Origin of the sequence: Ignatzschineria indica (assembly GCF_003121925.1) — a bacterium.
Lineage (GTDB): Bacteria > Pseudomonadota > Gammaproteobacteria > Cardiobacteriales > Wohlfahrtiimonadaceae > Ignatzschineria > Ignatzschineria indica.
In genome coordinates this window covers 144,008-163,152 of the sequence record NZ_QEWR01000002.1, presented here as the reverse complement: position 1 = coordinate 163,152, position 19,145 = coordinate 144,008, and the positions used below count along the sequence as shown (strand labels likewise).

The window sequence follows — 19,145 nt, the reverse complement described above, 5'->3', positions numbered from 1 at the left end:
GTCATATCGCGTTGTACTATCGAGTTATTCATGTCGATAAGTATTAGCGATAAGTATTAGCGGCTAGGTATTGGTAATACCGTCTTCTCATCATTACTATTGGTTTTAGATTGCTCTTTATTATTTTTTACTACAGCCCTCTTCTGAGCTTTTGAGGGTGTAAATAACGACTCTCCAACGACTTTCATTGGAAAAATTACAATCATCTTAATTGAGTCGGTAAAAACGTAATTAAACTAGAACGATATCAAACAATAAAACTAGACAAAATCACATTTAACACTGCCTAAACGAGTCAAATGCATAGAGATTGAGTCACCTTTTTCGACATTGACCATCGGCCCTAGAGCGCCTGAAAGGAGAATATCCCCACAAAGAAGTGGTCTTCCTTTTTGCGACATTGTTCGAGCAAGCCACAAACAGGCATTAAGGGGATTTCCTAAGCAAGATGCACCAACTCCTGTGGAAGCGAGTTCTCCATTTTTATAAAGCAACATCCCCTCTAGTTCTAGATCGAGTTGGTCGAGCGAAATAGGCGTCTTTCCTAGAACAAAGAGACCACTGGAGGCATTATCAGCAATCGTATCAGCAAGTGTAATATCCCAATTTTCAATAACGGTATCTACAATCTCTAATGCCGGTAGAAGATAATCGATAGAGCTAATCAACTCTGCTAATGTGGTATCTTCCGTTGGCAGATCACGCTTTAGGACAAAAGCGATCTCTCCTTCAACTTTGGGTTGCACTAACGTCGAAGCATCGATTGAATCACCATCACCAATCTCCATATCAGCAAATAGCATCCCAAAATCGGGCTGATCGACGCCCAATTGCTGCTGGACTGCTTTTGAAGTTAAACCAATCTTGCGTCCAACAATACGACGACCATTTTTTAAGGCAATTTCTGTATTGATCTCTTGGACTCGATAGGCATCTTCCATCGTGGTAATGCCATATGCCTCGGAGATTCGACCACAAGTTTTTCTCTCCTCTCTTGCCCTAAGTAACTCGGCAGCAGCCTTTTTATAATGATCTAGCATCATCTCTTTATCCTCTTCCCTGTCTGTTATCTCGTAAGTCGGGATCTTATGAAGTGATCGCACAAACCTACGACTTGCTTTATTGTTCTATTCTTTAACTGATTGCTTGCGCTTTTGGGGATCTTTTGCGCGCTCTATCTTTTATCCTGAATCTCTCTATTAATCTTGTTGGTCTTGTTGATCTTGATTGATTCTTATTGTGCCATTTCGCTCTTTGCCCCAAACGCACTCTAACTAAGAATTAACTTAGAATTTTATATAATTCTTTGAGTTGATAATCTCTCCTCTAGCTTGCTGATACTCTACACTTAAATCAGCAATAATATCGGCAACACTCTCTAACTTCTCAATCTGACCAACCCCTTCGCCGGCAGACCAGATATCGCGCCATGCACGTTTATCATCTGAGATATTGCCAGAGAAGTTGATCTTTGATGGCTGATCTCTTTGCAATATTATTCCGCTCTTTTCAAGAGACTCTCTCAACCAGTTTGCCGGAACCCCACTAATTTGATCACTTAATATAATGTCATCTAAATTGGCATCTATGAGCATCTGCCGATATTGATTGGCCACTAAACTCTCATTCGCACCAATAAAGCGAGTTCCCATAACAGCGAGATCAGCACCTAAGACTTGCGCGGCCAAAATATCACGCCCATTCATCAATGCCCCTGAAAGCGCAATAGGGCCTGACCAAAACTTTCTCACCTCAGCTATAAATGCAAATGGATTATGATGGCCTGTGTGCCCACCAGCACCATGTGAGACTAAGATTAGCCCGTCGACACCTGCATCTACCGCTTTTTTTGCAAGTGTTAAATTAGTGACATCAGCAAAAACAACGCCACCATATTGATGTACCTCTTTCACAACGCGTTTAGGTGAACCAAGTGCAGTTGTCACCAGTGGGGGTTGGTATTGACAGACTAACTCTAACTCTGCATCAAAACGGTCATAGGTGCGGTGGACAATCATATTCAGCAACCAAGGAATGCTCCTTTTTTGTTCTTGCGCTAATCTATCAATTCCTAGCTTAATCTCCTCTAACCACCCCTCCAATATTGTGATATTACGCGCATTGGGCAGCGGTAAACTACCAATAGCACCCGCTCGACAAGTAGCAAGTAGAAGCTCAGGTCCTGAAACTAAAAACATGGGGGCAACCATCACCGGCACTTTTAAGTGTCTCAATGATTCTAAAAAATTCTCTTCTATCTGTTGTGACATATTGGTCTCCCAAAGATAACTATTGCCTATTAAGTTATCGGCGATTGTGAATTCCCGGCTTTCTAACCTCCCAACCCCCATCACTATGAATAATGGTGGCTGTCGTTAGTGCGGAGTTCTCCCGCGAAGCTAAAAGAACGTAATGACCTGTATGTGCGTCTGGTTCAGCAATCTTTTGAAGCGGTACGGAAGAGGCTGCATTCTCAGCGAAATTAGGAAGTTGATTGAGTGGAACACTCTTTTCATTCAGATCGGCTAATGTCGCCATGGGAGTATCTGTCGCACCAGGAGCAACGCCATTGACCCGAATATAGGGAGCAAGTTCATAAGCTAGCTGCCGGACGATCCCTACAACAGCATGCTTTGATGCTACATAGAGGATACCGCCACCACCGGCATAAAATGCACTATTAGAGAGAGTGAAGATCATGGACCCTCTGCTCTCTTTTAGCGCCGGAATAGCCGCTTGAGCACCGAGTAGATACCCTTGGACATTCACCGCAAAGAGTTTTTGAAAATGGCGTTCAAACTCCTCTGGGGGAATTTTTTCTAAACGAGTGAAATAATCGAAAAGTGCTGCATTAGCAACAAAGACATCGAGTTTCCCAAATGTCTCTAAAGCTAGCGCCACTGCACGGGCATTATCCTCATAAGAGGTAACATCCCCACAGACAATCGCAACTCGATCACCAAGCTCTTTTTGAAGCTCGAGTAGCTCCGCTTCATTGTTCGCTAGCACAGTGACATTCGCCCCTTCTGCAACATAACGACGAACAACAGCACTACCAATCCCTCCCGTTCCGCCGGTGATAAGCGCACTATATCCTTTTAACCAGCCCAAAATAGACTCCTCTTCTCACTGATCCTCTCAATATATTTCTCTCTAGAGACCCTATTTATGATCTATAAATCCATGAGTCATAAGCAAACAAAGTTACATCGAGCATCAAAGTCACTTTAGAGCTCTCTAGCGAGTATTTGAGTCATTTTTAATTAGTTATTAATGAGTTATTAATGAGTTAGTGATAAGTCGAGAGTAAGTTTTTAACTAACTCTTAACCAATTTTCACCAACTCATATAACTCATATAATCTTTATAAGAAGGTATTAAGGTTCTTAAAGAGTAATGAAGCATTTGGAATTAAAATCTTCCGGCGATAGAGCTTTAGCTCACCTGCTTCATAACGGAGAATATCTTCTCTTCTTCCCGCAAGAGTATACTCTTCATCTAACCCACGACTACGAACATTAGTAAAGCAAGAATGAACCTCAAACTCTCCTTCATTCTCTCCCTGAAATACTTCAATATTGGTAATCAGATGAACATTACGTGTTCGTGGATTTTCTGCCCAAGCCGTAGGCTGCTTAAAACGCTCAATTCGACGATTAAGATCACGCAATCCATCATCAAAATAGGCCATATGTTCTATGCTATATTGACCGAGCTTATCCTCACGTCGACGATTTTCAATTCCCGGCATCCAGTAGTGTATCTCTTCTGAAAGCGTTGCGAGCCAATCATCCCAACATTCCCAATCGAGTAATCTCGCCTCTCTATAGAGGAAACGCTCTACTTCTCGAATCTGCTCTAAATCTGCATATTGTCTCTCTTCTCTACTCATCGTACCCTCCTACTTCATCTTGCCATTGCGATCAGGAACTTCATCCCAACTCTCTGCCTGTAACAGATCTTTCCAACGTTGGTAATATGCTCTCGCATTCGCTTCGTTGATCTGCCCTTTAAAGACATTTCCTGGAATTTCAGGATCTTCAACTTTCGTATTCATCCCTAGACCAATATAGAGATCTTGATAACGTGTCACAGCACCACGGCTTGTCTTCGTACAATATTCCCAGTTTTCACCATCATCCATCTCAAAGACACCTGTTGGTGAGAAGGTCATCATTGCGCCTTTTCGCCACATCTCTTTAATCTCTTCAGGTGCATTTTTATTAACAATCACCCAGGTATAAAGATCGATTTTATTAGGACCTCTTGGCTGCCAAACACGAATTGTATTTTGCCCAGGCAGGAAGGAGAAGTTAGGAAAGATCGTTGAAGAGGAGACAGCGCCGATCATCGATGCACGGAATTTCCCTAAACGCTCCTCTGCAGCTGGACGATGAAGATGGAGATATTTATTAATTGCTCTCTCACCTAAAACGGCAGCATTTCCAACAAAGTCGAGCGCAAACTCATAACCGTGACCGTTCCAATTCACTTGATAAGACTCAGGGAAATCGCTTACCTTAGCGACAGGGCCTCCTAACATCGCTCTTGCTGCCGAGTCATGTGTCCAACCTGCATGGAGAATATCAGCAACAAAGTTCTCTGCTGCAAGTTTCCAGTTACACTCAATCGTAGAACGGATACATCCTCCTACAAATTCAGTTCCACCTTCATCATTATCAAGAAGTGAATCAAGATACCAAGTAATCTCACCTAAATATTCTCGTAGCGTTGGTGCGTCTGGATCAAAAGTTGCAAAAACCAGACCTTTATAAGAATCGATCTGAGCGACCTCTCTTAAGCCATGTTGAGATTTATCAAAATCACTCTCTTCATAGATATCTGATTCATGAACACCTCTTAAAGCGCCATCAGGACCAAAAGACCAACCATGGTAGTTACAGATAAAACCTCGGGCATTACCCGCTTCCGCAAAACAGACTTTATTACCACGGTGAGGACAAGCATTGAGGAAAGCCTTAATCGATCCATCTCTTTGACGGACAACTAATACTTCATCTTCGCCCATCGTTGTAGTTAGATAATCGCCAGGATTAGGGATTTGTGACTCATGCGCCACAAAGAGCCAGCAGCGAGCAAAAATCTTTTCAAGCTCCTGCTCATAGATCTCCTGATCCCAAAATATCTTGCCGGCAAGACGCCCCTCTTCCATATCGCAGAGTCGATCTAACTCTCCTAAAACTGGTGTTGGCTCTAACGCCCGCAATTTACTTCTTTCTCTCATTTTTTCCTCCATAAGATTTTTCCACAGTGGTTTCTATCATCGAACGATATTTAAAACTCACTATCTCGATCTTTTCTGATTATTTAACTTTTGATTATTTAGATCTTTATGATTGAGATCTATTTCTTAGTTTCATTATTGATTAGACATACCTTAATTAGATATATCTTGGATAAATATATTGATCCCATATTGACCCATATTGATCTTTAAACGCTATAACTGCTTTAAAGGATTAACTCACAATATTAGCTTCGATCGCTTCTGGTGATGGGGATTCTAAATCAGCAAAAACCTCCCCATTTTCCACCACGATCTTAAACGTCTGTAGATGCTTTTCACAAGGAAATGCCACCGCTTCTCCCGTCTTGATATTAAACTGCCCCCAATGAACTGGACAGGTGATCAGATCATCTTCAATGAACCCTTCAGCTAATGAAGCCGTCGCATGGGTACACATATCTAATGTTGCAAAATATTCACCATCTAAGTTGTAGACACATAGATCTCCAACAACTTCATTTTGCACCTTCTTTAAAGATCCCGGTGTCAACTCATCCTCACGACATAGTAAGACCTTTGACATTATTCTCCTCCTACTTGATCTGCATGAATTTGTAAAAAACCTAGACCTGTCACCCATTCTGGAACGGGTGCATAATCGATAACCTCCCCTTTTCGGTTAGGAACAGCAGCTAATGCACAGAGAAGATTACGGATCTCCATCGCCCCATTACCCCCGCGCTCCAAAATCTCTTCATTGCTATAACGAGATAACCCCTCTAAATCACCATGGACGCCGAGATCTAAAATCTCCTGATCAAAATCTTCTGCAACTTTCCCCATCTCGACAGTCCCCACCCAATGGCTAATACCGCCACTGCCAATAATGACAACACGCTCATCTTCTGGAAAACTCTCAACTGCTCTTAAGATATGCTCACCCAATTCACGGCTACGCTTAAGAGAGATAAAGGGATCAACGCCACTAGCAATATAGATCGGTATCGTAGGAATTGTTCTATTGAGTGCCTTCTCAGCAACTTCAACAACGTATTGATGAGGTATTGAAAAAGCATGATCTACTGTAAAGCTTCGTGCTACCGACCAGTCAAAATTCTCCTGATCTCCCTGTTTAACAATATGTTGCGCTAAAGCCTCATGATTTTTAATCACACCACGCTCTAAGCCCTTCAAATTCTCAATAGGACCATCAACATCACCTGTCCCAATGAGATATCGAGGAAGACAGTTCGTTCCAAAAAGAATATAGTGATCATTACCCACAATAATGGCAGCTGTGGCATCTAATTCAGCCATTTTCTGACCACAAGTCTCATAAGCCTGCCACATACGCGCCGCAACATCCTTATCTGCAGGAGCATCTGGCGCTACAAACATTACTGGGTCATGAGGTACCCAAAATCCACCAACTATTTTAGCCATTGCGCTACTCCTTCAATGCTGCTGAAAATGCGTTAATCTGATCTGCTTCTGCACCAAGTTTCTCTTTGTAGAGACGCATACTGCGAGTGGGGGAAAGCTCTTGCCAATACCCCATTGTTAACATAGGGTTAACCCCTAATTTCTGTAATGAAGCGACATCAAACTCCATTACCATCTGCTTCTCTTCATCTGTTAAATCAAAACGAGAGAGATAACGCACGGGATCTTCTTTAAAACGCTCTTTTGCCGGCCTCTCAACAGAGAGATGCCAGAGCACACGCTCTAATACATTTCGACTCATATCACCCTACGCCCCTAAAAAGCTTCTAACGATAGAGACAAATTTCTCTGTCTGCTCTGATTGAACCCAATGACCACATTGACCAAAGAGGTAGAGGTCAGCATTAGGGATACTATTCGCTAATAATAACCCACACTCTGGAGGAACAACCTTATCTTCACGTCCATGAACAACTAAGGTTGGCGCTTGAATATTTTCCAAATATTTAGCTGGAAAACCACGAACCATCGTAACTCCATCCTCTTTCGGCTTCGGTAATAATTTACGTAATGCTTCTTGCGCTCCCTCTCTTGCTGATGCTTCATAACGAGCCATTACCAATTCTTCAGTAATTTGCCCCTTATCATAGGGAAAGAGTTCCATCAATGAACGCATATTTTCAACAGATGGTTCATAGGTCCATGCGCCACGCAAACCGGGTGTCTGCTCAAACTCTCCTGCCGGCGTTCCCAATAAAATTAATTTATCAACACGGCTCGGATCAAAGAGTGCTAAACCGATTGCAACAGCACCCCCAAAAGAGTTACCGACAAAAGAGGCTTTCTCAATCCCTAGAGCATCCATAATGCCGATGAGATGATTAACCCATAATTTAATGTCATATTTAGCGCCCTCTTTAAATTCAGTAAATCCAAATCCAGCGATATCCGGCACAATAACGCGCCAGCGATCATCAAAATGGGAAATTGTCTTTGACCAGTTAGTCCAGCCTGATACCCCCGGACCTGAGCCATGAAGTAGGAAGAGCGGCTCACCACTCCCACTTTCGTGATAATTTGTCTGATGATCTGCTGCTAAAATACTTTTGCCTATTCCTTGCATGCTTATATCCTCCCTCTGTGCATATTTAGGGCAGAAATCCGGATCTTATTACGAAGAGATATTTAAAACTCCCCGATTCCAATCCCCATTCTTAATCTCGATCTTGACCTGATCTTGATCTTTGAATTTCAATCTTTGATTTCAATCTTTGATTTCAATTTTCAAGACGAAGAATATTTCTGCTCTTAATTTTGTTATCTACTATGTTGTTATTTAAGTAATACCGCTATTTCTGATTAATCTGTTGGCTTCTTATCGAGCTTCTCACCCATTATCGAGTCGCTTTTTAATCACTTTCGATAGCTTTTCTAACTCCCGATAGTCCTTAAAACAGTGCTTAACATCTGCCCTAGTAGCAAATGATCAAAACAGGTAACCGACAGAACCATACACGACTGTATGTTTGTCATATTAAGCAAGATCTTTGATAGCTGTCAATACAGTAGTGTATGTTTTGCTTGTTTTGGCTATTGTTTGATCAAAGTCAATTTAAATATTCGCCTTTAAGCGTTATTTATGAAATGATAATTGCCCGATAAAATTGGTAACCGAACTAAAAGCCTTCTATAGAAATTTCATTTTCTAAAAAATCCTATCGCGGCTCTTACTACTCAGCCCCCATTGCAAGATTATAATTACAGCGTAATAGGTGCATTTAAAGAACCAAGCAAATAAGGTATTGATCATTTATGACACGTAAAGTATCCACCCCACTTTCTCGCAATGATTGGATTAAAGCGGGCCAACAGATGCTTATTAAGAGCGGTATTGATTCGGTTCGTGTCGAGACATTAGCGCAAAATATCGGCATTACTCGCGGAAGTTTCTACCATCATTTCAAAGGGAGAAATGAGCTACTCCAAGAGATTTTGCTCGATTGGAAGAGTCGAGCAACTGATCAAGTTATTCGTCGTTTAAAAAATACCCACTACCCACCGAAACAGCAGCTAGCAATTATCTTTAATCTCCCAACTCGTGGAGATTCTGCAAAAGGGGCTGCCGACTTTGAACTTGCAATTAGAGCATGGGCAAGACGAGATAAGATGGCACGGAAAATGATGGAAGAGGTGGATCAATTTCGACTCAACTACATTGAAGAGCTAATAGAATCCCTTGGATATAGCGAAAAGGAAGCTGCACAACGAGCTTTCCTTCTCTACTCTTATCTTGTAACGATCTCTCTCTCCGACCCTAATGATTGGCGTCCTGGGCTCTTTGAATCAGATGATGAGATCTTCTCACTACTACTTCCGGCGCTTTAATCTACACACCACGACGATTCCCCCACAATAGCGCATGAAGTTGTGGGAGAACACGAACATTTTTTAAAATTGTTGAAGCCATCACAACCTCAACAAGCTCACTGTAGCGAGTTAGAAGATATCTTGCCGTTGTAGCCTCATCTTCCAGAGTCGTCTGATCATTTCCAACCTGTAAAAAGAGAGGTATCTCTGGGTAGCACTGATGGATCTCTTCAGCATATTGCAGATCTCTTTCATCAAAAACAACAACTTTCAGGGAGATATTTCGTCCTGATAATCTTGTAATGATTTCTGATAAAAGGGTAAAGTCAGTCATCATTTCACTCGATGGAGGTTTAGGAGAGAGCGTCACTTCATCAATCAATAGAAGAGCCTCATTCCATTTTGAACCTTGAGTCTCAATGGCAACCTGATACCCGGCATCTTGCAATTGTAAAACTAGTTCCGATAACCCTTTATAGAGCGCCGGATTACCACCACTAATCGTAATGTGATCTGCCCTATTGTTAGCCAGCTTTATCACAGCGGCAACAATCTCTTCTATACTCATCAAATCAGGCTTAATGGAACCATCCCAAGTAAATTTAGAATCACACCAAACACACTGATAATCACAGGCCGCTAATCTAACAAAACAGGTTTTACGACCAATCACCATCCCTTCACCCTGAATGGTCGGTCCAAAGATCTCTAAGATAGGAAGATTCATTTAAAATCCTCCTCTTGCGGAAGATAGCGTACATAACTTGTTGGTGTTTCCCTAATTAAAATCTGTATGCACCGCGGCTGATGAGGTTCTTGATCTAGAGCCTTCTGAATTCGTTGCCATGCCATCTTCGCGACCACTTCTGTTGAAGGAGGTTCATGATAAAAATCAGGATGATCATTCATCAATGTATGATCATAAACACCGTGAAGTAATGCCTTTAAAGTCTGAAAGTTGATTAAAAATCCACACTCATCTAACTCATTACCGACAACGGTAATATTCGCAAAGTAAGTATGACCATGAACTCTTTGACAGACGCCAGCTAGCTCATTCGGAATAAAATGAGCCGCTGCAAAATGCATATCTTTATTGAGCTCATAGCGAAAACTATGTGCCGGCGTAGGATAAAATTGTTGTAACATTACTTCTCCTTACGCTGAGCTAGATAATGATTTAAACCATTATTTCGTAAAATACAGGCGGGACATTCTCCACAACCCGATGCAGGGATCCCGTTATAACAGGTGAGTGTTCTCTCTCGCACATAATCAAACGCACCTAACTCATCAGACAATGCCCAAACTTCCGCTTTATCACGCCACATCAAGGGGGTATGAAGCTCAAAAGCGGCATCCATTGCTAAATTGAGAGTCACATTTAATGATTTAATAAAGTTATCTCGACAATCTGGATAGCCACTAAAGTCGGTTTCACTGACTCCGACAACAATATGTTTAGCCATCCGTTGATAAGCCACCATTGCGGCGATAGAGAAAAAGAGATGATTACGCCCAGGAACAAATGTTGATGGCGGTTCACCATCATGACTCTCAATTGTAAGACTCTCATCAGTAAGGGCATTTTTAGTTAATCGAGAAAAGAGATCCAATTCAAAAACAATAAGCTCAACACCAAGCTCCTCGGCAATCGCTCTTGCATGATCTACTTCATTACTATGACGCTGTCCATAATCAAACGTTAATGCGATAACATCTTCAAATCGCTCTTTTGCCCAAAATAGACAGGTCGTACTATCCTGACCGCCACTAAATACGACGATCGCACGATTTTGATTCATAGGGAATCTCCTTAGTTTTTTATAGAGGGTTGCGCTAATACCTCTGCTTTTTAGCGTTTGAGAAGTATATCAAAAATGATCATGATGGCAATCGCTAAACAAAATAATCGACATATTTCTCTACGGTATGAGAATATAAACGATAGAGATATTATAGGTATATATTGACATCGCCTAAGCCACTTCCTATAATAAGAAACATTCTTTAATAAAACAGTATCTACACGCCCCTTGTGTTGCCACTCTCATAATATAAAATTGATAACTGTAGAGTGAAGTTGCTAGTAGAGATTAAAATTGAAATATTGAAGAAATCATAAGATTAAAGATAAATTTAATCCGATAAGTTTATTTTATTTATCTTTATAAAGTTACATAGTTATATATTTTTGTATATTTAATACATTAATACATTGATATAAGTTAATAAAACATACCCATATTACCAAAATAACTGCTACTCAACGATTACAAGCAATGATGTAGCAAGCCTACTTTGTCAATATTATTTCATTTACATCGACAGTAGGTACTGGAAAACTAAATAGATCATCAAATAGAAGATTGAAGCGCTCTATGCTTTACCCTTCTTTTAAAAACTTGATCCTATTTAGTGCTGTTTAATAAGAATTTAAAAAGATCTTTTCGGCATAGAGAGATGTTACATACCCCCCAAAAACGGGGCTGTTCTATTTTATTAGTGAATATTAATCAACTAATAAAAAAATTAATATGTACAAATTGCATTAAACAGGTTAGATTGTTTGAGATCTATTAAATATTTGTTAGTCAAAATAATTGATTAAACAGATAAGTAGATCTTTTCAAGTAGCACGCTCCTTAATCAGGCGTTGCTAATTCCTATGGTAATAACAAGAAAAAATTAGGAGAAAATTATGATTAAAAAACAACCAATCGATAGAAACGGTCATGTTGTAGATGTTGGTAGCTTGCTAATGAGAAATGAACAGTGGGATACCATTATAAGAGTTGATGAAAACACCGAACAAGTTTGGTATAAAGGCGGTGGATTCAACTGGTTTGAAGAGATGAAAAACTTCGTACAATTCTCATAATCACTACAAAGAGTCATCTTAATTGACCCAATTTTGAGATTATTATTTTATTATCAACTATCAAAATAGAGCTTAAGTTTCATAATTGCTTTATCTTGATTCCAAATTTAATCGAGTCGTGAAGAGACGACCAACCCACTAAAAAGCCCATCATATGATGGGCTTTTTACATCCTATATAAAATGTATATAGAAGTCTGAAAAATAGATCGCTACCCTAACATAGTAACTTCATCTTTTTGCGCATATGCCCTTTGGAGCTGATCAATCTCTGCATAAAGCTCCCTTAAATCTTGATCTGAAAAGAGCTCATTCATCACAACAACCGCTCTTTTCCCCTCCTCTTGATAAACAATTCGCAAACCTTCTTCAGAACCGAATAATTTAGCAAAGAGTGAAGGCTTCGATTCAAGCCAAAATTTTCCTTGAGAAAAGAGATATTCTCTTCTCTTCCCTAAAGTAGCCCGTACGCGTAAACGATCGGTATAGAGCGCTGCTCTCATATCTCCAATGTAGTAGATAAATAGCGCTAAAATAAGGTATGTAAGAAGGGGGATAGGGGAATCAAACTTTGCTGCTATCGCCATGACAATGACGGTAAAGAGGAAAATCGTTAATGCCTGCATCACTTTTGCCTGAGCTGTGTGGGCATATATCGAGGCTTTCGCTTTCATTCTATCTTTTTTAATCTCTTTCATTATGGGGTAGTTATCAAGCTACGCGCCATCTTCAATATAAATAAGATCTGCTCTTGATGAGCCTATTACTATATGTGATCTAGAGATTATCTATAACTTCGACAGATCGAATAGATTACAACCACTATTGATAAATAGATGAGAGAATTAGTGAGTAGATACTCAAAATACGGCCAGAAGCTCTCCTCTATTAATGGTGCTACATATAGAAATAGTAGGCCGTGGAAATTATCATATCATAAATCGAGATAATGAAGCTGTTATTATGGCGATAAAAAAATCCCTTCTCATACTTATGAAAAGGGATCACTATTACTTATCTTTTACTGAGATCATTGAAGTTTGAAGATCTCTGCTCTTATTACCCTGATACAGGATACATGTTATATCAATCAATTAATCAACTAATCAACTAATCAATCACGCATACGCATATGGGGAAAGAGTAATACATCACGAATTGATGGTGAATCTGTAAAGATCATCACTAATCGATCGATACCTATTCCTTCTCCACCTGTCGGAGGCATACCATATTCAAGCGCCGTTACAAAATCTTTATCATAATGCATCGCTTCATCATCTCCTGATTCTTTATCTGCCACTTGAGAGATAAAGCGCTCATGCTGATCTTCCGCATCATTAAGCTCCGAATAGCCATTACCGACTTCTCGTCCACCAATAAAATACTCAAAACGATCCGTGATTAATGGATTTTCATCATTCTTTCTTGCCAAGGGCGATACTGCAAGTGGATAACCTGTGATAAAGGTTGGCTGCATTAGATTCTCTTCAACCTTCTCATCGAAAATCTCCATTAAAATCTTGCCCCAACAATCACTATCTTGATATTTAATGTGATAAAGATCTGCTAATGCCGCAACCCCTTCCCTTGTATCAAGGTCATAATCTTTCGCCTCTTCACAATATTTCAAAATAGATTCTTGGACCGTCATTCTCAATGATGGCTTGCCAAAATCTAATGTATATCCTTGATAAGGAACTTCTGTCGAGCCATTCACCTCTATGGCAACTTTACGCATCATCGCCTCAGTCATATCCATCATATCTTTGTAATCTGCATATGCCCAATACCACTCCATCATTGTAAATTCAGGATTGTGGCGTGTAGAGACACCCTCATTGCGGAAGTTACGATTAATCTCATAGACTCGTTCCATACCGCCAACAATTAATCTCTTAAGATAGAGTTCCGGTGCAATACGAAGATAAAACTCCATATCTAATGCATTATGATGCGTTACAAAGGGTTGTGCATTCGCACCGCCTGGAATAGGGTGCATCATCGGTGTTTCCACCTCTTCAAAACCCCACTCATCCATAAAGTTACGAATGGTTCGTAAAATTAAGTTGCGTTTACGGAAGGTCTCACGGGAGGACTCATTCATAATAAGATCGAGGTAACGTTTGCGATAACGTGCTTCAACATCAGTTAACCCGTGGAATTTGTCCGGCAATGGGCGCAACGATTTTGTTAATAAAATTAACTGATTCGCTCTTACGGTCAATTCCCCTTTATCTGAGCGAGAGACTTCACCCTCTACGGCAACGATATCACCAATATCCCAGGTCTTAAATTCTTCAAAGGCCTCAACCCCAATTAAACTGGTATTCACAAATATCTGAATATCACCGGTCTGATCACGCAGACTGATAAAACCACCCTTACCAAAAAGACGCTTAGCAACGATACGACCGGCCATCTTAACAATCTTACCCTTCTCCTTTAGCGCCTCACGATCAAGCCCTTCCATCTCTTGATGAAGTGCTTTTGCATCGGTATCTTTTCTAAAGTGATTAGGGAATGCCACCGGTTTCGACTCACGAATCTTCGCAAGCTTTTCGCGGCGCTCTGTAATTAGATGATTCTCATTATGCTCGTGATCGTTCACTACAGTCTCTTTTGTCATTATATCTTCTACTTTAAATCATGGTTTACAATATCCGAAAGGATGACTTCTTCGATTCAATCCTTTCACCCCATCTTAGTTGCAACAATTGAGTTCTCCTCTCTTTATGGGTCAAAAGAAGACCCTGAAGAACCTCATTGCCGGTATTTTGCTCGTTTTTCTAAAAACTCAAAAATCTCGAGGATCTCTCCCCGAGATTTTTAGCGCAAATTCGCAAATGCGAATCTACAAACTACTTTACTCTTCTATTATCCACTATTTTATAGAAATTACCCAACTAAAATCACCACTTTTAATCACTCTTGCAAATATAGAATACTTGCTAATAAGCATGAGAATCAGAAGTGATTGAGAAGCTCTAAAGAGAGCTTTAATACTAATCTTCCCATCTTTCACAGCTCATAAGTGGATAATCCATACACTCATATACTCATATACTCATAATTAACATGCATGGCTGATATAGTTATGATGATAATAGTAATGAGAGTCGTGATTAACGTGAGTAGTTTGGTGCCTCTTTTGTAATAGTGACATCATGCACGTGAGATTCATTCATACCTGCGCTTGTAATCTCTACAAAACGAGGTTTTGTATTCATCTCTTCAATCGTTGCACAACCAACATACCCCATCCCCGCACGAATTCCACCCATTAATTGATGAATAATAGGTGCAGCAGAACCTTTATAAGCTACTCGACCTTCAATACCTTCCGGCACTAATTTATCAGCACTTGATCCTTCTTGGAAATAGCGGTCAGATGAGCCTGCACTCATTGCACCTAGTGAACCCATTCCACGATATGATTTGTAAGCTCTTCCTTGGTAGAACTCAATTTCACCAGGAGATTCATCCGTTCCTGCAAGAATAGAACCCACCATGATAGAGTTTGCCCCAGCTGCTAATGCTTTCGCCATATCACCGGAGTAACGAACCCCGCCATCTGCGATCACAGGAATACCACTTCCTCTAAGAGCTGCCGCCACATTGGCAATTGCGCTGACTTGCGGGAAGCCAATTCCAGCAACGATACGTGTCGTACAGATAGATCCTGGACCAATCCCTACTTTAACGCCATCTGTTCCTGCTTGCATTAATGCTTTTGCCGCTTCTGCTGTTGCAATGTTTCCGCTAATAATCTGCAGATCAGGATAATGTTGTTTGACCCAACGAACACGATCAATAACCCCTTTTGAATGACCATGGGCGGTATCAACAATAATAACATCAACACCAACATCAACTAATTGCTCGATACGCTCTTCTGTACCATCACCAGCCCCGACCGCGGCACCACAAAGTAGGCGCTCTTCATCATCCATCACCGCATTAGGGTGCGTATCAGTATGGGACAGATCTTTTACAGTGATTAAGCCACGAAGCTCATTATTATCATTAACAACCACTAGACGCTCTAAACGGTGTGAGCGAAGACGCTCAATAATCTCTTCACGCGTTGCCCCTTCATGGATAGTAATAAGGCGATCACGGTTCGTCATCGCCTCTGTTATATTTTTATTTAAATCGGTCTGGAAACGTAAGTCACGCGTTGTAATAATACCGGCTACTTTTCCATCCGTTGAAAGTACCGGCACACTAGAGATATTTCGGTTACGCATAATATTACGCACCTCTTCTAATGTACACTCCGTAGTGACTGTGATCGGATCTGTTAAAACACCACTCTCAAAATTTTTAACCTTACGAACTTGTCTTGCCTGCTCTGCTGGGGTTAAATTTTTATGAATAATGCCAATTCCACCTTGCTGTGCAAGTGCAATTGCCATTTTACTCTCTGTCACGGTATCCATCGCCGCCGAAAGAAGCGGAATATTGAGCGCTATTTTTTGAGTAAGTTGTGTCCTGAGTGACACATCTCTCGGAAGAACTTCAGAGTAATCAGGTACTAATAATACATCGTCAAAGGTTAAACCTTTTTCCATTATTCTAAGCATATGTCTCTCTCCAAGAACAGCAATTTAAAAAGTGGCTTATTTTAACAAAAAAAAATAGCTCTTGCTAGATTTTATGGGGCTTTTGCGCAATTAAATAAATTTTAAAAAAGTTTGTTATAATAACCGAGGTGCCTATTAAAATGTTCTCGAGGAGTTAATCTAAGTATGAACCTTCCTAGCCTCATCACCTGGACACGAGTCGTTGCGATTCCTGTCTTTATTCTCTGTTACTTTCTCGATACTCCCAATAAAAATATTGTATTGACGCTCCTTTTTATGGCCGCCTCATTAACAGATTGGCTAGATGGTTATCTTGCGAGAAAATGGAACCAAACCTCTAGTTTTGGCGCCTTTTTAGATCCTGTTGCAGATAAGCTCCTTGTTGCAGTAGCGCTCATTGCAATTATCGATCATGATCCCCATAAGTGGTATCTCACACTCTCTGTAATGATTATTATCAGCCGTGAAATCACTATCTCTGCACTTCGAGAGTGGATGGCCAGTATGGGAGAGAGAGGGGTCGTTGCAGTCTCTTGGATCGGCAAATGGAAAACGGCTTTTCAGATGGGGGCAATTACCTTTATCCTCTACGAAAAACCTCTTTTCGGTATACCTCTCTATGAACTCGGCATTATCTTCTTAATTATTGCAACCGCTTTAACACTCTGGTCAATGATGCAATATCTCTACTCAACTTGGAAAGTCTTACGAGTAAGATAAGCGCGAAATAGATAGAAGATAAAAAACTTCAAAAAATCTCATATTAATGAAAAACCCCATTTTTTTAATGGGGTTTCTCTTTTTTCAGCTCTTCTTTTTCAATTTTTCTTTTTCAATTTCTATTTTTATAGTTTCTATTTTCTACCTAAACCTTCACACTTATAAAGACTCATTGGCAAAATTCCGCAATGCCTTCTCAATTTGTAGAGAGTCACGTAGATATTGTGCTGGAATTCTTCTCCCTAAAAGGGTCTCTAATGAGAGATTAGGCGTCAATGCCGATTCTCTTAAAGTCTTAACAAGTTCATTAAAGAGCGCTAAATAGAAAGGTGCGCCATACACTTTTGCCGTAATATCTTGTAGCTTTAAGATCTTCCCATCATCCACTTCAAGCGCATCTACCGAGCCATATAGCGCTAATTGATAGTGAGGTTCATCGATAACAAGTAGAGGCTCTGCAGGTATTTTATTCTCCTGATAATCCTCACAACTTTCCGCCACCAATTCCGGCGTTAAAATGGAAGAGACATCACTATCATAAAGATTATATTCTCCATACCATGCGGCCGACTCTCCTAATGCAATACTTTGTAAAAATGCGATAGCTTCACTCAAATAATTTCCGGCAGTTAAGACCTCCTCTTCTGTTGTAAAGCGCCCAACACTCACTCGTATTGATGAGAGTGCTCGTCGATGACTATATCCCATCTCAGTTAATACATAAGAGGGGAGCGAACTATCACTATTACATGCTGACCCCTTTGCAATTGCTACTTTGGGAATTAAAGCCATTAAAGCATCTGCATGGACATGAGGGATATAGAGATTTAATACTCCCGGCTCTCGCTCAGCTAAAGGAGATGCACTATTAACCTCAACGCCATAAGGGAGCAATTGCTTCAGAAGAAGACTCTCTAATCGAACTAAGCGATGACGCTCATCTTCCCAACGCTGAGCAATAAGATTAAGCGCTTTAGCAAATCCGACAATCGACTCATTCATCATCGTCCCCGCCCGCAACGCCATTTGTCCTCCGCTACCATCAATGAGAGGTTTCATCGGCAACTTGGGAAATGCACGTCGATAGAGTAACCCTATTCCTTTAGGGCCATAACATTTATGAGCTGAAAGACTCACTAGATCAAATTGTGTCGCATCAAATTGAAAATGGGGCGCTGCCTGTGTTGCATCAATATGGATCGGAATCTTATATTGGCGTGCAACCTGCGCAATCTCTTCAACAGGTAATTTATCGCCTGTCTCATTATTGACCCAGATAAGAGAAATAAGTGCAGTCTCTTCGGTAATGGCAGATTCAACCATCTCTGCGGTAATAGTTCTCTCTGCATTAGGTGCGATAAACTTTGCTCGATACCCCTGCTTCATCAAGGCTTGAACAGTATTAACCGTCGCTTTATGCTCGATCGTAGTCGTAATAATTTCCCGTTTTTTTTGCGCCATCAATACCCCTTTTAGCGCATGATTAATCGACTCAGTTGCCCCACTTGTAATAATAATCTCATCTCTTTGGAGATTAAAATGTGCCGCTATCTCTGAAAGCGCATCCTCAACTCTCTGTTTAGTTAGCATCCCCAATTCATGAGGGCTTCCTACATTTGCCCAATCACACTCCATTGCGCTGACCATCGAGTCGATCACCTCAGGATCAACCGGCGTCGTTGCAGCGTAGTCGAGATAGATAATTCCTGAAAATTGGGGTTTAGTCGGTAACTTAGAGTCGCTCTTCCCTATTGATCTCTTTTGCAAAGCGTGATCTTGCTGATTATTGCGCTGTTTCATAAATGGATCAATCCCAAAATTTTCTAATATTGATTTCATAATTATCTCTATAACGGTTATCTCTATAACAGGATGCTACATCAGAAATGAAAAAGGCTCAC

General features: G+C 40.6%; 19 protein-coding genes. 3 read left to right on the top strand and 16 right to left on the bottom strand.

Annotated features, from left to right (window positions below; all coding sequences use genetic code 11):
* Positions 1-260 precede the first annotated feature (260 nt).
* The 9 genes from DC082_RS00965 to DC082_RS00925 all read right to left on the bottom strand — a co-directional run bounded on the left by DC082_RS00965 (position 261) and on the right by DC082_RS00925 (position 7,814).
* The gene (locus DC082_RS00965; protein WP_373296264.1) at positions 261-1,040 is read right to left on the bottom strand and encodes a 2-keto-4-pentenoate hydratase; all 780 of its coding nucleotides are present in this window, start codon (positions 1,038-1,040) and stop codon (positions 261-263) included.
* 246 nt (positions 1,041-1,286) lie between these two features.
* The gene (locus tag DC082_RS00960) at positions 1,287-2,270 is read right to left on the bottom strand and encodes an NAD(P)H-dependent flavin oxidoreductase (RefSeq protein WP_109235355.1); all 984 of its coding nucleotides are present in this window, start codon (positions 2,268-2,270) and stop codon (positions 1,287-1,289) included.
* A 34-nt stretch (positions 2,271-2,304) separates the two neighbouring features.
* Positions 2,305-3,111: a 3-(cis-5,6-dihydroxycyclohexa-1,3-dien-1-yl)propanoate dehydrogenase gene (gene hcaB / locus DC082_RS00955; protein ID WP_109235354.1), complete on the bottom strand. Its 807-nt coding sequence runs from the start codon at positions 3,109-3,111 to the stop codon at positions 2,305-2,307.
* Positions 3,112-3,364: 253 nt separating this feature from the next.
* The gene (locus DC082_RS00950) at positions 3,365-3,892 is read right to left on the bottom strand and encodes a 3-phenylpropionate/cinnamic acid dioxygenase subunit beta (protein ID WP_109235353.1); all 528 of its coding nucleotides are present in this window, start codon (positions 3,890-3,892) and stop codon (positions 3,365-3,367) included.
* A 9-nt stretch (positions 3,893-3,901) separates the two neighbouring features.
* Complete coding sequence (locus tag DC082_RS00945; protein ID WP_109235352.1) at positions 3,902-5,245, bottom strand: aromatic ring-hydroxylating oxygenase subunit alpha; 1,344 nt, start codon at positions 5,243-5,245, stop codon at positions 3,902-3,904.
* A gap of 235 nt (positions 5,246-5,480) precedes the next feature.
* Positions 5,481-5,831, bottom strand: coding sequence for a non-heme iron oxygenase ferredoxin subunit (locus DC082_RS00940; RefSeq protein ID WP_109235351.1), 351 nt, complete (start codon positions 5,829-5,831; stop codon positions 5,481-5,483).
* Positions 5,831-6,691, bottom strand: a complete 861-nt coding sequence (locus DC082_RS00935; RefSeq protein ID WP_109235350.1) for a DODA-type extradiol aromatic ring-opening family dioxygenase — start codon at positions 6,689-6,691, stop codon at positions 5,831-5,833. The genes DC082_RS00940 and DC082_RS00935 overlap by 1 nt, the downstream gene beginning before the upstream one ends.
* Positions 6,692-6,695: 4 nt before the next feature.
* Positions 6,696-6,992, bottom strand: a complete 297-nt coding sequence (locus DC082_RS00930) for an extradiol ring-cleavage dioxygenase (protein ID WP_109235349.1) — start codon at positions 6,990-6,992, stop codon at positions 6,696-6,698.
* A gap of 6 nt (positions 6,993-6,998) precedes the next feature.
* Positions 6,999-7,814, bottom strand: a complete 816-nt coding sequence (locus tag DC082_RS00925) for an alpha/beta fold hydrolase (protein WP_109235348.1) — start codon at positions 7,812-7,814, stop codon at positions 6,999-7,001.
* 689 nt (positions 7,815-8,503) lie between these two features.
* Here DC082_RS00925 and DC082_RS00920 point away from each other — a divergent pair.
* Positions 8,504-9,076 carry a TetR/AcrR family transcriptional regulator gene (locus DC082_RS00920; RefSeq protein WP_109235347.1) on the top strand — a complete coding sequence of 191 codons (573 nt, stop codon included), beginning with the start codon at positions 8,504-8,506 and terminating at the stop codon, positions 9,074-9,076.
* Position 9,077: 1 nt separating this feature from the next.
* Here DC082_RS00920 and queE read toward each other — a convergent pair whose 3' ends face one another.
* The 3 genes from queE to queC are packed head-to-tail and all read right to left on the bottom strand — an operon-like array spanning position 9,078 to position 10,863.
* Positions 9,078-9,785 carry a 7-carboxy-7-deazaguanine synthase QueE gene (gene queE, locus DC082_RS00915; protein ID WP_109235346.1) on the bottom strand — a complete coding sequence of 236 codons (708 nt, stop codon included), beginning with the start codon at positions 9,783-9,785 and terminating at the stop codon, positions 9,078-9,080.
* Entirely contained in the window at positions 9,782-10,207 is a 426-nt protein-coding gene (locus DC082_RS00910) for a 6-pyruvoyl trahydropterin synthase family protein (RefSeq protein WP_109235345.1), read from the bottom strand. The genes queE and DC082_RS00910 overlap by 4 nt, the downstream gene beginning before the upstream one ends.
* A complete protein-coding gene (queC, locus tag DC082_RS00905) occupies positions 10,207-10,863 on the bottom strand; it encodes a 7-cyano-7-deazaguanine synthase QueC (RefSeq protein WP_109235344.1) in 657 nt (218 codons plus the stop codon). Before queC ends, DC082_RS00910 begins: the two co-directional genes overlap by 1 nt.
* 896 nt (positions 10,864-11,759) lie before the next feature.
* On the opposite strand from queC, the gene DC082_RS00900 reads away from it, so the two are divergent.
* A complete protein-coding gene (locus DC082_RS00900) occupies positions 11,760-11,939 on the top strand; it encodes a hypothetical protein (RefSeq protein WP_094568183.1) in 180 nt (59 codons plus the stop codon).
* 211 nt (positions 11,940-12,150) lie between these two features.
* Here DC082_RS00900 and DC082_RS00895 read toward each other — a convergent pair whose 3' ends face one another.
* From DC082_RS00895 to guaB, 3 genes are all read right to left on the bottom strand, one after another.
* Positions 12,151-12,612 (bottom strand): hypothetical protein, encoded by a 462-nt coding sequence (locus DC082_RS00895; RefSeq protein ID WP_133243668.1) that lies wholly within the window; start codon positions 12,610-12,612, stop codon positions 12,151-12,153.
* A 440-nt stretch (positions 12,613-13,052) separates the two neighbouring features.
* The gene (lysS, locus tag DC082_RS00890; protein WP_109235343.1) at positions 13,053-14,567 is read right to left on the bottom strand and encodes a lysine--tRNA ligase; all 1,515 of its coding nucleotides are present in this window, start codon (positions 14,565-14,567) and stop codon (positions 13,053-13,055) included.
* Positions 14,568-15,063: 496 nt separating this feature from the next.
* Positions 15,064-16,524: an IMP dehydrogenase gene (gene guaB / locus DC082_RS00885; protein WP_109235342.1), complete on the bottom strand. Its 1,461-nt coding sequence runs from the start codon at positions 16,522-16,524 to the stop codon at positions 15,064-15,066.
* 165 nt (positions 16,525-16,689) lie between these two features.
* Between guaB and pgsA the strand changes: the two genes are divergently transcribed.
* Complete coding sequence (gene pgsA, locus DC082_RS00880) at positions 16,690-17,244, top strand: CDP-diacylglycerol--glycerol-3-phosphate 3-phosphatidyltransferase (protein ID WP_109235341.1); 555 nt, start codon at positions 16,690-16,692, stop codon at positions 17,242-17,244.
* A gap of 159 nt (positions 17,245-17,403) precedes the next feature.
* Here pgsA and DC082_RS00875 read toward each other — a convergent pair whose 3' ends face one another.
* A complete protein-coding gene (locus DC082_RS00875; RefSeq protein WP_109235340.1) occupies positions 17,404-19,083 on the bottom strand; it encodes a cysteine desulfurase family protein in 1,680 nt (559 codons plus the stop codon).
* Between the last annotated feature and the right edge of the window lie 62 nt (positions 19,084-19,145).

Excerpts from the sequence above, each read along its gene's own strand:
- DC082_RS00965 (WP_373296264.1), bottom strand. The coding sequence starts at position 1,040 with ATGCTAGATCATTATAAAAAGGCTGCTGCCGAGTTACTTAGGGCAAGA.
- DC082_RS00960 (WP_109235355.1), bottom strand. The coding sequence starts at position 2,270 with ATGTCACAACAGATAGAAGAGAATTTTTTAGAATCATTGAGACACTTA.
- DC082_RS00950 (WP_109235353.1), bottom strand. The coding sequence starts at position 3,892 with ATGAGTAGAGAAGAGAGACAATATGCAGATTTAGAGCAGATTCGAGAA.
- DC082_RS00945 (WP_109235352.1), bottom strand. The coding sequence starts at position 5,245 with ATGAGAGAAAGAAGTAAATTGCGGGCGTTAGAGCCAACACCAGTTTTA.
- DC082_RS00940 (WP_109235351.1), bottom strand. The coding sequence starts at position 5,831 with ATGTCAAAGGTCTTACTATGTCGTGAGGATGAGTTGACACCGGGATCT.
- DC082_RS00935 (WP_109235350.1), bottom strand. The coding sequence starts at position 6,691 with ATGGCTAAAATAGTTGGTGGATTTTGGGTACCTCATGACCCAGTAATG.
- DC082_RS00930 (WP_109235349.1), bottom strand. The coding sequence starts at position 6,992 with ATGAGTCGAAATGTATTAGAGCGTGTGCTCTGGCATCTCTCTGTTGAG.
- DC082_RS00925 (WP_109235348.1), bottom strand. The coding sequence starts at position 7,814 with ATGCAAGGAATAGGCAAAAGTATTTTAGCAGCAGATCATCAGACAAAT.
- DC082_RS00920 (WP_109235347.1), top strand. The coding sequence starts at position 8,504 with ATGACACGTAAAGTATCCACCCCACTTTCTCGCAATGATTGGATTAAA.
- queE (WP_109235346.1), bottom strand. The coding sequence starts at position 9,785 with ATGAATCTTCCTATCTTAGAGATCTTTGGACCGACCATTCAGGGTGAA.
- DC082_RS00910 (WP_109235345.1), bottom strand. The coding sequence starts at position 10,207 with ATGTTACAACAATTTTATCCTACGCCGGCACATAGTTTTCGCTATGAG.
- queC (WP_109235344.1), bottom strand. The coding sequence starts at position 10,863 with ATGAATCAAAATCGTGCGATCGTCGTATTTAGTGGCGGTCAGGATAGT.
- DC082_RS00900 (WP_094568183.1), top strand. The coding sequence starts at position 11,760 with ATGATTAAAAAACAACCAATCGATAGAAACGGTCATGTTGTAGATGTT.
- DC082_RS00895 (WP_133243668.1), bottom strand. The coding sequence starts at position 12,612 with ATGAAAGCGAAAGCCTCGATATATGCCCACACAGCTCAGGCAAAAGTG.
- lysS (WP_109235343.1), bottom strand. The coding sequence starts at position 14,567 with ATGACAAAAGAGACTGTAGTGAACGATCACGAGCATAATGAGAATCAT.
- guaB (WP_109235342.1), bottom strand. The coding sequence starts at position 16,524 with ATGCTTAGAATAATGGAAAAAGGTTTAACCTTTGACGATGTATTATTA.
- pgsA (WP_109235341.1), top strand. The coding sequence starts at position 16,690 with ATGAACCTTCCTAGCCTCATCACCTGGACACGAGTCGTTGCGATTCCT.
- DC082_RS00875 (WP_109235340.1), bottom strand. The coding sequence starts at position 19,083 with ATGAAATCAATATTAGAAAATTTTGGGATTGATCCATTTATGAAACAG.